This is a genomic window from Streptomyces sp. NBC_01142, assembly GCF_026341125.1.
In the GTDB taxonomy this organism is placed as follows: Bacteria; Actinomycetota; Actinomycetes; order Streptomycetales; family Streptomycetaceae; genus Streptomyces.
Window position 1 is genome coordinate 1,865,163 of the sequence record NZ_JAPEOR010000001.1, and the last position, 13,827, is coordinate 1,878,989.

The 13,827-nt window shown below is 67.5% G+C and carries 10 protein-coding genes and 2 pseudogenes; 9 read left to right on the top strand and 3 right to left on the bottom strand.

The features are described 5' to 3' along the window. Positions 1-23 precede the first annotated feature (23 nt). The 3 genes and pseudogenes from OG883_RS08585 to OG883_RS08595 all read left to right on the top strand — a co-directional run. Positions 24-326, top strand: a pseudogene (locus tag OG883_RS08585) (replication initiator); the annotation flags it as partial. A 327-nt stretch (positions 327-653) separates the two neighbouring features. After that, entirely contained in the window at positions 654-1,421 is a 768-nt protein-coding gene (locus OG883_RS08590) for a transposase (RefSeq protein ID WP_266534967.1), read from the top strand. A 196-nt stretch (positions 1,422-1,617) separates the two neighbouring features. Beyond that, a complete protein-coding gene (locus tag OG883_RS08595) occupies positions 1,618-2,340 on the top strand; it encodes a hypothetical protein (RefSeq protein ID WP_266537194.1) in 723 nt (240 codons plus the stop codon). An 849-nt stretch (positions 2,341-3,189) separates the two neighbouring features. Here OG883_RS08595 and OG883_RS08600 read toward each other — a convergent pair. Further along, the gene (locus tag OG883_RS08600; protein ID WP_266537196.1) at positions 3,190-3,957 is read right to left on the bottom strand and encodes a transposase; all 768 of its coding nucleotides are present in this window, start codon (positions 3,955-3,957) and stop codon (positions 3,190-3,192) included. A 586-nt stretch (positions 3,958-4,543) separates the two neighbouring features. Further along, on the bottom strand, positions 4,544-5,119 hold the full coding sequence (locus tag OG883_RS08605; RefSeq protein ID WP_266537199.1) for a hypothetical protein: 576 nt from the start codon (positions 5,117-5,119) through the stop codon (positions 4,544-4,546). Between the two features lie 683 nt (positions 5,120-5,802). On the opposite strand from OG883_RS08605, the gene OG883_RS08610 reads away from it, so the two are divergent. The 6 genes and pseudogenes from OG883_RS08610 to OG883_RS08635 all read left to right on the top strand — a co-directional run bounded on the left by OG883_RS08610 (position 5,803) and on the right by OG883_RS08635 (position 12,674). Continuing rightward, complete coding sequence (locus OG883_RS08610; protein WP_266537201.1) at positions 5,803-6,450, top strand: IS5 family transposase; 648 nt, start codon at positions 5,803-5,805, stop codon at positions 6,448-6,450. Then, positions 6,402-7,556 (top strand): hypothetical protein, encoded by a 1,155-nt coding sequence (locus tag OG883_RS08615; protein WP_266537204.1) that lies wholly within the window; start codon positions 6,402-6,404, stop codon positions 7,554-7,556. Before OG883_RS08610 ends, OG883_RS08615 begins: the two co-directional genes overlap by 49 nt. Continuing rightward, positions 7,465-7,659: an AlpA family transcriptional regulator gene (locus tag OG883_RS08620; RefSeq protein WP_266537207.1), complete on the top strand. Its 195-nt coding sequence runs from the start codon at positions 7,465-7,467 to the stop codon at positions 7,657-7,659. The genes OG883_RS08615 and OG883_RS08620 overlap by 92 nt, the downstream gene beginning before the upstream one ends. A 1-nt stretch (position 7,660) precedes the next feature. Then, positions 7,661-8,877 (top strand): annotated as a pseudogene (locus tag OG883_RS08625) (tyrosine-type recombinase/integrase); the annotation flags it as partial. 573 nt (positions 8,878-9,450) lie between these two features. Next, the gene (locus tag OG883_RS08630; protein WP_266537210.1) at positions 9,451-10,056 is read left to right on the top strand and encodes a hypothetical protein; all 606 of its coding nucleotides are present in this window, start codon (positions 9,451-9,453) and stop codon (positions 10,054-10,056) included. Positions 10,057-10,190: 134 nt separating this feature from the next. Further along, positions 10,191-12,674, top strand: a complete 2,484-nt coding sequence (locus OG883_RS08635; RefSeq protein WP_266537212.1) for an AAA family ATPase — start codon at positions 10,191-10,193, stop codon at positions 12,672-12,674. Here OG883_RS08635 and OG883_RS08640 read toward each other — a convergent pair. Continuing rightward, positions 12,655-13,650: a hypothetical protein gene (locus OG883_RS08640; protein WP_266537214.1), complete on the bottom strand. Its 996-nt coding sequence runs from the start codon at positions 13,648-13,650 to the stop codon at positions 12,655-12,657. The two genes, OG883_RS08635 and OG883_RS08640, sit on opposite strands and share 20 nt — an antisense overlap. Positions 13,651-13,827 lie beyond the last annotated feature (177 nt).

Sequence of the window (13,827 nt, forward strand, 5' to 3'; positions counted from 1 at the left end):
TGGCGGACGGGATGGATGCCCACTACCACCTCATCCGCGCCGGCCTCGTCGGCGATCCCGACATGGGAACTCCGCACACGATCCGGGACCACCCCCCCCGGGTCTTCGCCACCCTGACCGTCTCTTCGTTCGGCCCGGTCCACAACCGGCATGGCAACCGGCCCTGCCGTTGTCGCACCCGCTACGCCGTGGACGCACCCGGGTTGGGTACCCAAGCTCGACCCGGACCCTATGACTGCGCGGGCGCCGTGCTGTGGAATAACTACGCTTCCGACCTGTGGCGCTACTTCACGATCTACCTGCGCCGCGAGATCGCCAAGCGTGCGTGAGCATCGCTGTACCCCCACCGGCCTCAGCCACGATATCGGTGCCGTCGACCAAGGCAGGCCGCGACGGCCGGCGCGTGGTCGCGACTCGAAGCGGCTGCCCGTTCTCAAGGCCCGCAGCTTGGGAAGCTGCGATCATCTACAGTCGGTCTGGGCGTGGACCTGGGCGAACAGCTGAGGGGCGGTGTCGTCACACTCGGTGGCTTTCACCGTGGTCCCCCGCCGTTCCCCGCTCGATCTGGTGCGCTTGTGGTCCGGGTCTAGACCCAGCCCGTTGTACCTAAGACTTGTCCCGTAACTGCTGGTCACGGGTGAGATGATCTTCGGGTGTCTGGTGTGATCACGGCGTCGGAGCCGTCCTGGATAGCCCCGTTCACCGGGCTGAGCCCGCGTTCCTTCGGCAGGTTGGTGACCGCACTGCGCCGCGAAGGTGCAGATCCGGTCCGTAAGGGCCGCCCGTGGGGACTTCCGCTGGAGGACCGGGTTCTGCTCGTCGCGGCCTACTGGCGCACGAACCTGACAATGCGCCAACTCGCTCCGCTCTTCGGTGTATCGAAGTCCGCGGCGGACCGCATCATCGACCACCTCGGCCCGTCGCTGGCGCTCCAGCCCCGCAAACGGTTCCGCAAGGACACCGTGCTCATCGTGGACGGCACCCTGGTGCCCACCCGCGACCACAGCATCGCCGAGCAGTCCAAGAACTACCGGTACTCCACGAACCACCAGGTCGTCATCGACGCCGATACCCGCCTGGTCGTCGTGGTCGGCCGGCCCTTGCCCGGCAACCGCAACGACTGCAGGGCGTGGGAGGAGTCCGGCGCGAAGGCCGCCGTCGGCAAGGCCATGACGATCGCCGACGGCGGCTATCCGGGCACCGGACTCGTCATGCCACACCGTCGGCGCAAAGGTGAAGAACTGCCTGACTGGAAGCAGGCCCACAACAAGTCCCACAAACAGGTTCGCGCCCGCGTGGAGCACGTTTTTGCCCGCATGAAGACCTGGAAGATCCTCCGCGACTGCCGCCTCAAGGGCGATGGCGTCCACCACGCCATGCTCGGAATCGCCCGCCTCCACAACCTCAACCTCGCCGGATAGGCGGGCGGCCGGACCGGCCACCAGCCACGCCCGCACCCACCCAAGATCATTTACGGGACAAGCCTTAGGTTCACTGACTTCAGTTACCAGGCCACGGAATTGAGCCGCATTCTGAGAGGGTGGCCCGTCCCAGCGGATGCTCTCGAGTCAAGCGTGGTCCGGCCGCTGTATGGCCACGTGCGAAGGAGACGGTTGCGTGGACACCCTCTCGGTAACGCTGGTTTCGGCGTTTACCTCAGGCGTCATCTCAGTGGGTCTCGTGTGGCTTACCAGCCGGCAGCAACGGCGAGATAGCAATCGAACTCAACGCGAGACCCACAACATGTCGTACCTCAACCCTCTCAGGTGGCACACCGCTGAGGCACACCATCGCCTCTCCCTCTACGCCACCTCTATCGACCGGCATGGCTTCTATCGACCTGCTCAAGTCCTCAACGAACCACGAGAGATCGATGAGCAAAGCTCAGCTTGGTTCGCCGGAACAGGCGTCGCGCTGGTTTCCAGCGTCTGGATGACTGCCTGTCTATTCGCTCAGATGACTCGCACCCGTCACGACATACCGTTCCTGCACTTGCCGGGGAAGGACGACACACGATTAGCCGCACTGATACTGCGGGTCCATGTAGCTTTTGCCGCCTGTGACGTCTACTACGCGACACAGTCCAGCATCGGCACCGACGTCATCCTCGAACCCGAAGGACGACTGAGAAGCTACAGAGAATTTTGTGACCTCCTTTTGCAACCGGATCGGAGGGTGTGGGCCGATCCCCTCATCTGGTTCCACCTCGCCATCGCCAACGGCGAGCGTCGCCCCAGCCTCCAGCGTGCCTTGGATGCCCTCCAAGAGCTTTCTGGGTTCCTTGACGAGAGTCTTGCTGGCGGCGCGTCACTGCGAGCGCGTTGGGACGCCGAGTTCTAGAGCACTCTGCGACGGCCGGTCCGGGATGACGGTCCTAGAACCCGAGCTTGGGAATCACTGGCTCTCTCGACTCAGTGTTGGGCCTGACCAGCGGCAACAGCCGTTGAGGAGGCGCCTCGGACTCATCCTGGTACCCGCGAGCGACCGTGGCTTACCGACCTGTCGGGCACGGATCGGGCACGGCGGTGACCACTGCCTTACAAGTTCGATCGCCCTCCAGGGCGGCGTGCTGAAACGGGGGTTGGTGGTCGCTCGTTGATCCGGTTGTGGCCGCTTCAGTGCGTCATCGTTTGCAGCCGTTGATGTCAGGTGGTGACGTCAGCCCGAGGGCCTACGCGCAGTGGACAACCCTCGTGCCTATTGGCGGGCTACTGTCAATGTCGCAAGCGGCTGTCAGCGTGCGTGACAACCAGCCAGTGCCAGGACTCGCCGCGGTAATGGGTGCCGAACTCGTCAACTGAGGTGAAGCCCTTCATCCAGCGCCCCGTGGTACTTCGCTAAGCACGAACAGTGGCAATACGGCCCATGGGCCGTATTGCAGCTCGCAGTGCATTTCTCGTGCGGGTTGTACTCGCGGCCAAGCATCAGGTGCGTATGACGGCCGAGGAGCCTGCCAGCCATCACCAGGAAGTGGTTCTTCGGGACCGTCCAGCACTCGCGCTGCGGGTCCCACTCCGGCCGCGTCTTGGTGCTCATCATGTCGTCGATCGAAGCGATGTGTCCCAACGAGGTGGTGTGGGGCAACCAGATGCGGAGCGCGCCGGAGGCCGGGAGAGCGAGAGTAAGGGTTGTCCCGTAATGATCTTGGAGTCGATGGAGACGCGGCAGGTCGCTGTCCTGCCCATTCGCCTATCCGGCGAGGGTGAGGTTGTGCAGGCGGGCGATGCCGAGCATGGCGTGATGGACGCCGTCGCCTTTGAGTCGGCAGTCGCGCAGGATCTTCCAGCCCTTCATACGGGCGAAGGTGTGCTCAACGCGGGCCCTCACCTGCTTGTGCGACCGGTTGTGTTCCTCCTTCCAGTCCGGGAGTTCCTCGCCCTTGCGGCGGCGGTGCGGGATGACCAGTCCGGTCCCCTGGTAGCCACCGTCCGCGATGGTCATGGTGTTGCCGACGGCGGCCTTGGCGCCGGATTCTTCCCAGCCGCGGGAGTCGTGCCGGTTGCCCGGCAAGGGCCGGCCGACCACGACGACCAGGCGAGTGTCGGCGTCGATGACGACCTGATGGGCCGTGGAATACCGGTAGTTCTTCGACTGCTCTGCGACCTGGTGGTCGCGGGTGGGCACCAGGGTGCCATCCACGATCAAGACGGTGTCCTTACGGAACCGCTTCCTCGGCTGCAACGCGAGCACCGGTCCGAGGTGGTCGATGATCCGGTCCGCCGCCGACTTCGAGATCCCGAACAGCGGGGCCAGCTGGCGCATCGTCAAGTTCGTGCGCCAGTACGCCGCGATCAACAGGACTCGGTCTTCCAGCGGGAGCCCCCAGGGCCGCCCGCGCTGGAGCTCAGCAGCGGTCTCGCGGCGCACCGCGGTCACCAACTTGCCAAAGCAGCGCGGGCTCAGCCCGGTGAAGGGACCTATCCAAGACGGCTCCGACGCCGTGATCACACCAGCCACACCAAGATCATCTCACCCCTGACCAGCGGTTACGGGACAGCCCTTAGTCACGTGTCGCTGCTGCCACGGCGGCAGCCACCCGGGCGCCGCAAGGTGCTTGGCTGGTTGCTTTGCGGGCTTAGCGTCACGCCTCGCCCCTTCCGTGTCCCGTACAGGTTGCTTGCCTTCTCCTTTGCAGCGAAGCTCGCTGTATTCAGTCAGGAGGTGAGGGGCCACTTGTCCCTGCTCGGTTCGTTCGACGGGCTGAGCACAGTGCGGACAGAGATACACAGTTCCCCCTCTCAGCTGTGATCCCGCCGGGTTTCTCATCATGCTCTGTGCCCATGGGTGTGGAAACGATTTCAACTACACGAGGTACGTCGGTGGAGTCTCAGTGGGCGAGTCACGACGTGTCTTCTTGCCTGGTTCTTGCGGGCGAACTTGGCGACCTGGCTTTTCGCTGGTCATGCGGTGGGTTGTCGGCTTCTGGCTGGTCGTCATTGGTCATCCTTGGCCACCGCCGAGCGACCTCGGACGGCCCAGAGACGGCCCCACAGCGAGGCCACGAACGAGCGAGTTGAGCCGGACACCTAGCGGCATGGCCCGATCATTCGCTGGCCGCCTGCCGCCAAATACGCATGCAGGTGGGTGAGTCCTTGATGACCCCTACCTCGGCGCCGAACGACCTACCGTCGGGGTGATTGAACGCAAACTCAAAGCTCTTGTTTGCAGCATCCGTTTCCGACCGCAGGAGGGTGAGGCTGTTGGCAGCTACACCGTACTGAGAGGCGATGTGCGTCTTGGCCACCGCTAGGGCCGTCTCCTCCGAGATCACATCACCCCAGTGGTCGCCCCGCGAACGGTCGCGGAACTTTCCGTACAGGGCACTGACTCCGGTTGTCACGGCGGCGGCCTGCACCCCACCCAGTCCACCAGCACCCATCTGCAAGATGAACTCGGAGAACGATGAGGAAGCACCCCAGTTAGTGATGCCCTGACGCGTGCTGATGTTGCTCATGAGCGGGTACTCCGCTCCAGGAAGCCACGTCAGGGACTGCAGTTCCTTGATCACTTCTTCAGCAGGCATCTGGAACTCGTCAAGAGTCAGGATCCAGACTTCGTCAGGTTCTGAAGCGGGCTGATCCGCCAGTTTGACCACGAATGTGGTCTTACCTTGATGCATGCTCTCCACCGTTCCCTTATGCAGACCTCCCGTGAACCGTAGCGACCGGAGCAGGTCGGGGGAGCCTCAATGGCTGAGCCAAGCCAGGGGACTTGATCGGTCGAAGATCACGCCATTGGCCGGACACAGGTTTTGTCCTCCGGCCTCATCCTTGATCAGGTCGGCCCCTGGATGAGCCGCAGCTGCGTGCTCCCTCGCTCACGACATGTGACCCGCTGCTATGGTCCAACGCCATCCGCATTGGTTCGCCGCTGTTGATGTCGGCTGTTGTTGTCAGACCTCAGCGACTCCTTGGCTTACCCCTCCGCCGCCTGCGAAGGGCTGTCGGGTCGGGTGCATCGCGAGACTTCTCGATGAGTTCGACATAGCCGCGGAAGCGAACCGACGGGTCCGCGAGAAGGTCAGGGTTCCGCGTCGCAGCATGCTCCAACTGTGCGCGGCTCCTCGCTCGACGCCAAGCCCGTGCCTCCGCGCTGCCTACACCGGCAGCTATCACCAGCACCATCAAGGCCGCTGCGACCCACCACGGAGCCCCTCCAGCCAGTGTGCTCAGAGAAGCCAAGGACGTGAGAGGGGGTTCGGTAGAGGATTCCCTCTAACTGTCCGGTACGCGCGGTGGCGGAATGGACGTGGGTTCCATGATCTCGTAGCGGGTGTCGCTGTAGGGCTGTATTGACTATGTGGTGACTGAACGACGCGTGTATCCCTCGGACTTGAAGGACGACCAGTGGGAGCTGATCGAGCCGTTGCTGCTGGAATGGCGGGCGGCCCAGGCCGAGGGCGGGGAGCCCACCACCGACCTGCGCGAGGTCGTCAACGCGATCCTCTACGTGGCCCGAACCGGCATCGCCTGGCGGTATCTGCCGCATGATCTGCCCCCTCACACGACGGTCTACGGATACTTCCAGGCATGGGAGACGGACGGGACCGCCGAGGAGATTCACGACACGCTCCGTGTGCAGTTACGGAAGAAGAAGGGCCGCCGGATCCTCCCCACGGCCGCGGTGATCGACGCGCAGAGCGTCAAGGCCTCACCGAATGCGCCGGACGCCACGCAGGGCTGGGACGGTGGCAAGAAGGTCAAGGGCCGCAAGCGGCACATCGCCACCGACGCCCTCGGGCTCCTGCTGGTCCTGATCATCACGGCCGCCGGCGTGCAGGACACCAACGGCGGCAGACTCGTCGCCGATGAACTCGCCGCGAAGTTGCCCAGCGTGACGAAAGCCTGGGTGGACGCCGGATACAAAGCGAAGATGATCGCTGGGCGCTGTGCATCGACAACGTGTCGTGCATCCCCGACTGGTTCTCCGACGCGCTGTGCCGTGCAGTGACCGGAGACGGAATCGTCGACCGCGCGCTGTACACCGACGATGACGTGGTCGTGCTGGAGTTCAGGCGGGTACTGGCCATGACGACCATTGACGCTGGCGCGCTCGCGGGCGATCTCGCCGAACGGCTGCTCACCATCGAGCTGCACACCATCCCCGACCGCAACCGGCGCGAGGAAGCCGAGTTGGACCGCGCGTATCGCGACGCGCATCCCGCCATCCTCGCCTCGCTCTTCGATCTCCTGACCCAGGTACTGGGAGCTCTGCCGAGCGTCCAGCTCACCGCCCGGCCGCGCATGGCGGACTTCGCGCGGATGTTGGCAGCCGTGGACCACGTCACCGGCTGGGACACGCAGGGCAGCTACCGTGCGACTGCCGCCGATGCCGTTGCCGATGTCCTCGAAGGCGAGCCGTTCGCCCGCGCCGTCGTCGATCTCGTACGGGCAGCTGGCCCCGCTGGGATCTGCATGACCGCGGCCGACATCCTCGGCAAAGTCGCGACCCCGGAGAAGCTGCCTCGCAAGTGGCCCAAGGATCCGACCCGCGCCGGGGGACAGCTCAAGCGCCTCGCCCCCGCCCTACGGGCGATCGGCATCGACGACACGCAGCGTGAACCCGACGGGAACCGCTCGCGCCTCTACCGGCTCGCATCAGTGGAGAGAAGCTGCATTCCAGCGCCCGGAGCCCCCACAGCGCCCGAAGGTCCTTCTCACCAGCACGAACGCCCGGGCGCTGCGCACGACGTCAGCACCCGCATGGCACCCGCCGGCACCCGCGAGCGCCCGATCCCGGGTGCTGCGGCAGCGCCAGCACCCGGACACCACACCCTCTTTGACCACGCCGAACACCCGCCCCCGGGTGCTGCGGGCGCTCCGGGTGCTGCGTTGCAGGTCATCTCCGTTCCGCCCGTTCTCTGCGATGGCTGCCGTACCCCGCTCGACCCGTTCCTCGTCACGCAGGGTGCAACAGCGCACCCGTGTTGCGACCCCAGTCGGCCGGCGCTGACGGAGGACTGGCATGAGCGCACTGCCAGAGCGCTACTTCACTCCGCACGACGTCGCCGCGCTGCTCGGAGTGCCCCTCGAGACCGTCTACCAGTGGCGCCGTAAGCGCACGGGACCGCCTGGGTTCCGTGTCGGCAAGCACCTCCGCTACGACCCGGACGCACTTCACCGCTGGATCAAGTCCCTCACCGAAAGGGAGCGTGATTAGCGTGGCAGGCCACATCCAAGACTGGTGGTTCAAGACTGAGCTGGGCCCCGACGGCAAACCGCGTCGGCAGAGGAGCGACCGCCACGGTATCGGCATGCGCTACCGCGCACGTTACGTCGGCCCTGACGGCAGCGAGAAGAGCCGCGCTTTCCCCGACAAGCAAAAGCGGCTCGCGGAATCATGGCTGGCCCAAGTTGCTGCAGACATGACCCGCGGCCAGTACGCCGACCCGACAGCCGGCAAGGTGACGTTTCAGGCTTACGCTACCGCGTGGCTGCGGTCGCAGACGACGAACGTGTCCACCATCCACGCCGTTGACCAGCGGTTTCGGCTGCACATCCTTCCGGACATCGGGTCCCGTTCCTTAGGTGCGTTCCTCCCCGCCCATATCCGGGAGTGGGGGAGGGCTCTGCAAGATGCAGGTCTCTCGCCGTCGTATCAGCGCGTGATCTTCGCCAATGTCTCTTCGGTGTTTGGTGCGACAGTCGATGACGGCATCATCGTCAGGAATCCCTGCCGGGCGAGTTCTGTGCGACTGCCGCGGGCCGACACCCGCAAGCTCAAGCCGTGGCCCGAGGAGTCTTAGCTGTACGCGAGGCCCTGCCAGGGGCCTACCGCAAGGTGGTTGACCTGGGTGCTGGATGCGGACTGCGACAGGGAGAGATCTTCGGCCTGGCCGTCGATGAGGTCGACTTCCTGAACGGAGTTGTCCACGTCGTCCGCCAGGTGAAGATGGTCAAAGCGGAGTTGGTGTTCGCTCCGCCCAAGGGCGGAAGTTGCGGGAACGTGCCGCTGCCCGATGCCGTGGCCTTCGCCCTTGCTGAGCACATCAGTGACCGCCCGCCCCTCGCAGTCACCCTTCCTTGGAAGACCCCGGACGGGCCGCCGGTCACCGCATCGCTGCTCTTCTACTCACGGGAGCGCAAGCCGGTGAACCGGAACTACTTCAACATGCGCGTGTGGAAGCCGGCCCTCGCCCGGGCCGGCGTGATCCCCGAGCGGGAGGTGAGGGAGAAGCGCTTCGTGTCGTCCCGCGAGCACGGCATGCACGCGCTTCGGCACTTCTACGCCTCTGTCCTCCTGGACGCCGGGGAGAACATCAAGGCTCTGGCGGAGTACCTCGGCCACGGCGATCCCGGCTTCACCCTGCGGACCTGCACGCACCTCATGCCCAACAGTCAGGCGCGAGCGCGGAAGGCCGTCGACAGTGTCTTCCGCGGGGGCGGAGACACCGACGACGGCCCCCAGACGGCCCAGGGCGGAGAAAACCTCCTGACCTGCGGATACCTCAGATGTCGCGGGAGAGACCGGCCGGCCCCCTGTAACCGCGACCAGGGGCGGTCGCGCTCCTGACGTCCACGCAGCCTCCATCCCTGTTCCGTCACAGCGACAGCGAAGCAGCGGCCCTCTTGCGGGCGACGTCAGCCATGACGTGGGGACGGTGTACGGCACGGTCCGGCGCCTGGACGACGACGTGCCGCGAGCGGGGGACTCGCCGGCCGCCGTGCAGGAGAGCCGCACTGTGGGGCCGACTGCGGGAGATACGGCGCGAGATGCGGGCCGATCTGGGCGCGTCCCGGGCGGATTCCGGGCGTTGAGCACGAGAAGCGCGGGATCTTGTCGCCATGCGTCCTGCGGATCGGCATAGTGGCGTTGATTGCAAGGGCTGTCGAGGTCCCGGAGAGGCAGGGTGCCGGTGAGCGACGAAGAGAGCGGCGGCGTACAGGTGCTGCGCGCATGGGCGGCGGACGCCGCGGAGCGGGTCAAGATGCCGAGTCTGTCGCCGGGTACATGCTTGATGTCGCGCACTGGTCCGAGGGCGAGTACGACGGGGTGCGGCAGGACACCGCCCGGGCGCTCACCCGGGCCCGTGACCCGCGGACCGGCTTGGAGGACCTGCGCGTCTTGCGCGACGAGGAGGCGCCCCTGCTCGAGCGGAGCCTGGGCGAGGCCGTCGAGAGGGCCGGGATGCGCCAGCTCACCTCGCAGATGCGGGTGAACCTGGCCGACGTCGTGGCCGACACACTCGCCGAGCTCGCCTTCTACGACCTCGTGGAGGAGGAGACCGGGTACGACAACGGTGATCCGCGGGGAGCGTTCCGGGCCCGGTTCCGCAACGAGGCCGGCGGCAACGAGATCACGGTCGAGATCGAGCAGGCCGACAAGGACTCGGACCAGTGCGTGATCCGCGTGGTGTCTCACGACCACGACACCACTGCCGAGGCCGAGCTCCGGGACCGGGCCGACGCGGTGTACCAGGCGCTGCGGGAGCAGGGCGTGCCAGTCGGTCTGAACACGTCTGCACCACAGGCGGAGCCCGGCTCTTCGGGCCCGTCGGCTGCCCGTCCCGGGGAGCAGCCGCAGCGCCGGGCAGGCCGGGAGGACCCCGGCGCGTGAACATGAACAGGACCTGGATGAAGGGAAGCCGTCCTCCCCGTCCTCCCCGTCCTCCCCGTCCGCCGGGGACGGAGCGGCTGGACCCTGCGGCCGTCCGTACCGGCGAACCCTTCACCATCCTTCACGGGCCCGGTGTGGGCGACGTCTTCGTCGACAGCGCCGCCCAGGTGTGCTCCATGGAGCAGGCACTCTGGCGCATGCTGCGTTCCGCCGGGTTCGAGCGGATCGTCTTCAGCACCCTGCACAACCCGGTCTATTTCCGGGACAGAGCGTCGTGGGATCTGTCCCGCCGGCCGGCCGGCCGCACTGAGGAGACGGCCGACCGCCGCGGGCCGCGCACCATGCGGCACGCACGCCTGCAGGGGCCCCTCGGCGGGACGCAGCTGCTGGGTGCCGCACCCCGGTCCGCGGCGGAACCTGCCCCGGACCCAGGCCGAAGAGGCCGTGCGGCACTCGCGTCCGGGATCTCCGATCCGTTCGGGGTGATGACCTTCACCGCTCATCTCCGCAGCCCGGAACACCGTACGGCCGTGGTCTTCCCGCACGCGGACGAGTTCCTGCTCCTCAACCAGGCCCCGCGGCAACTGGCCGGAGCCATGGCCGAATGGGCGGCCGACACCGTCGAAGGAAACCAGTGGATCCTCGTGTTCCGCAGGCCCTCCTTGAACAGAGTGGCCGCATTCCTGGAGGGGCTCGGACGCTATCCGCAGCTGGAGACCTTCGTGAACGAACGGCGGGACGAGCCCATCCGCGGTGGCACCTTCCGGGTCGGACTTCCTCAGGCAGCGGAACTGGAGCGGCTGGTGCACTCGGTGCGGCTGCGGAAGGGACTGCGGCTCGAGTGGCAGGACCTGGACCGGGTGGTCCGGTCGATGGCCGGTCAGCCCGAGACAGCCCGCATCTGGCGCGAGCGCCTTGAACAGCTGCCGGCGGAAGAGGCGTCGTTGAGCCGCCGCTCGGTGCGTCGGTGGGTGGCCGGCGCCCTGTCCGACGATCGGACCCCCTGGGAGCGACTTGCCGCGATGCCCGGCATGGAGGCATTGGTACGGCGCTTCGAGGACATGCGGGCCGAGATGGCGGCAGCCGAGGAACTGCGTGCTCGCGGGCTGGCCTCCGTCGGTGAACCGCCCGCCCGGCACCTGGTGTTCACCGGCAACCCCGGGACAGGGAAGACGACCGTGGCCCGGCTCGTCGGCGAAATGTACCGGGACCTGGGTGTGCTGAGCCGTGGCCACTGTGTGGAGGCGAAGGCCGGTGACCTGGTTGCCGGTTACGTCGGGCAGACCGCTGCACGGACCGACGCGCTGGTGGACCGGGCTCTGGACGGTGTGTTGTTCATCGACGAGGCGTACGGGCTCAGTGACCAGAGCGACGGCTTCGGCGACGAGGCCGTCACGACGCTGCTCAAGCGCATGGAGGACGACCGTGGCCGCCTGGTGGTCATCGTGGCCGGCTACCCGGAGAAGATGAAGGAGTTCCTCGAGGCCAACGTCGGCCTCAAGAGCCGGCTCCCGAATCTCGTCGAGTTCCCCGACTACGAACCCGGCATCCTGCACACGATCCTGCTGCGCCGCCTGGATGAGAACGGCCTGTGTCCCGCAGCGGAGGCCGCACAGGCGCTGCGGCAGATCGTGGAGGGCATGCACGGCTCCCGGGACGAGGGCTTCGGCAACGCCCGGGAGATGCGCACCCTCGCCGACGCGGTCCGCCCCCGATGGGCCGTCCGCGTGGGACGGGACGTGGAACAGCCCGTCATCGTCGACGACATCCCGGAGCAGTACCGGGACCACCTGCCGCGCCCGGCGCCCGAGCCCGGCGAACTGCTGGCCGGACTCGACCGGTATGTGGGCCTCGCGGTGGTCCGCGGGGAGCTGGAAGGACTCGCGAACCGGCTGAGGATGCGTCAGGAGCGTGGCACGGAGGCATTCGCCCCGCCCCACCTCCTGTTCACCGGCCCTCCGGGCACCGGCAAGACCACGGTGGCCCGGCTCGTCGGCGATCTGTTCCGCGGACTGGGGCTGCTGCGCCGGGGGCATGTCGTGGAGGTGACCCGCACCGATCTGGTAGCCGGGTACGTGGGGCAGACCGCGGGCAGGGTCCGCGACGCGGTCGAGCGGGCGCTGGACGGCGTGCTGTTCATCGACGAGGCCTACAGCCTGGTCCGGGACACAGGGGGACACGGCGGTTTCGGCGCGGAGGCGGTGGACACCCTGCTCCGTGAAATGGAGCACCGGCGCGGCCGACTGGTCGTGATCGCGGCCGGATACCCGCAGGACATGGAGCGGCTTCTCGACTTCAACCCGGGACTGCGGTCACGGTTCACCACCGAGGTGCCCTTCCCCGAGTACTCCCTGGACGACCTGGTGGAGATCCTCCGTCGGATGGCTGCTGAGGGCGGCTACACCCTCGGCACCGGGACCGCAGAACGCGCCGGGTTGTGGCTCGTGGCGACCCGGCAGGACCGTCCGGCCTCGTTCGGCAATGCCCGGGAGGTGCGCAGACTGCTGGAGCAGATGGAGGGCCGCAAGGCGGCGCGGTGGGATCAGGGCGTCAAGGGGTCGGAGTATCTGCCCGAGGACGTGCCGGATCCGCCGCCCATCAGGGCTCGGCGCGGGTGATTCTTGTCCTGCCGTCCTGCTCCTGCTCCTGACGCTCTGTCAGGACGCGGCCCAGGGTCCGGTCCGCGTCGGCCAGCCGCTGCTCGACGGTCCGGGTGAGGGCCTCCACCTCATCGAGGGCAAGGCCCGGCTCCTGCGCGAGGCCGCCGGTGTCCGCGCCGGCGGCCTCGCGCAGGGCCTGCGCCAGCTCCCGGTCGGCCCGGGCATGGCGGGTCAGGGACGTGAACACCGTGCCCCGTTCCGCCCGGATGCGCTCCAGCCGGTCCTGGCAGGCGGCGAGTTCGCGGGAGCCCTCACTCAGTTCGCGCTCCGCGGCCGCCAGCGCTTCCTGCGCCGCTGCGGCCAGCTCCAGGGTCTGCCGGGTACGCGGCGTCAGCACGGCGAGCTGCTGCTCGGTGAGCCGCAGCAGGGCGTCGGCCCCGGTGCGCAGCTCCCGGTCGGCCGCCCCGAGGTCCCGGCCGCGCAGCTCCCGCAGCCGTGTGTCGATGACCTCCTGCTGCGCCTGCAGCTCGTCCAGCTCTTCCACCAGCCGTTCCAGCCGCCGCAGCTCGTCCACCTCCCGCCGCAGGTTCTCGTGTTCCGCCAGGCGGTGGCGCAGCTCCTTCTCCCTCTCCGCGAGTTTTTCCAGAGCCGCGCGTTCGGACGCCACCTGCTCGGCCGCCGCGGTGAGTTCGTCCATCAGGTCCCGGGTGCCCCGCCCCACCCTCTCCCCCGGCCGGGCGGCCTCCAGCAGCCCGGGCAGCGCCTCGGCCAGGTCACGGGCGTCCGCCAGCGCGTCGTCCAGCGCGTACAGGGCGGTCAGGGCGCCGGCCCCGTCGGCATCGTCCGGCGTGCCGCCGTCGGATGCACGGTCCGGCCGGCCGATGGTGTCGGCGGCCCACCGGACGGCGCGTCCCAGCACATGGAGGGCCGTCTCCCGGTCGGTGCGCCCGGAGTCCGCCAGCGCGTCCGCGATCTCCTGCCTGCTGTCGCGCACGATGCCCCCCTCGTGGAACCCTCGGCGGGGCCGCTCGGCGACCCGGGCCGTCCTGGTCGCCAGCCTATCGCCGTGAACCGGGCCCCGAGGTCACTCCTACGACTACCCTGCACGGGCCACTGCCCGGCCATCAGGGATACGGGGCTCCATGTAGGCCGGCCGCAGCGAGCGGCCGGG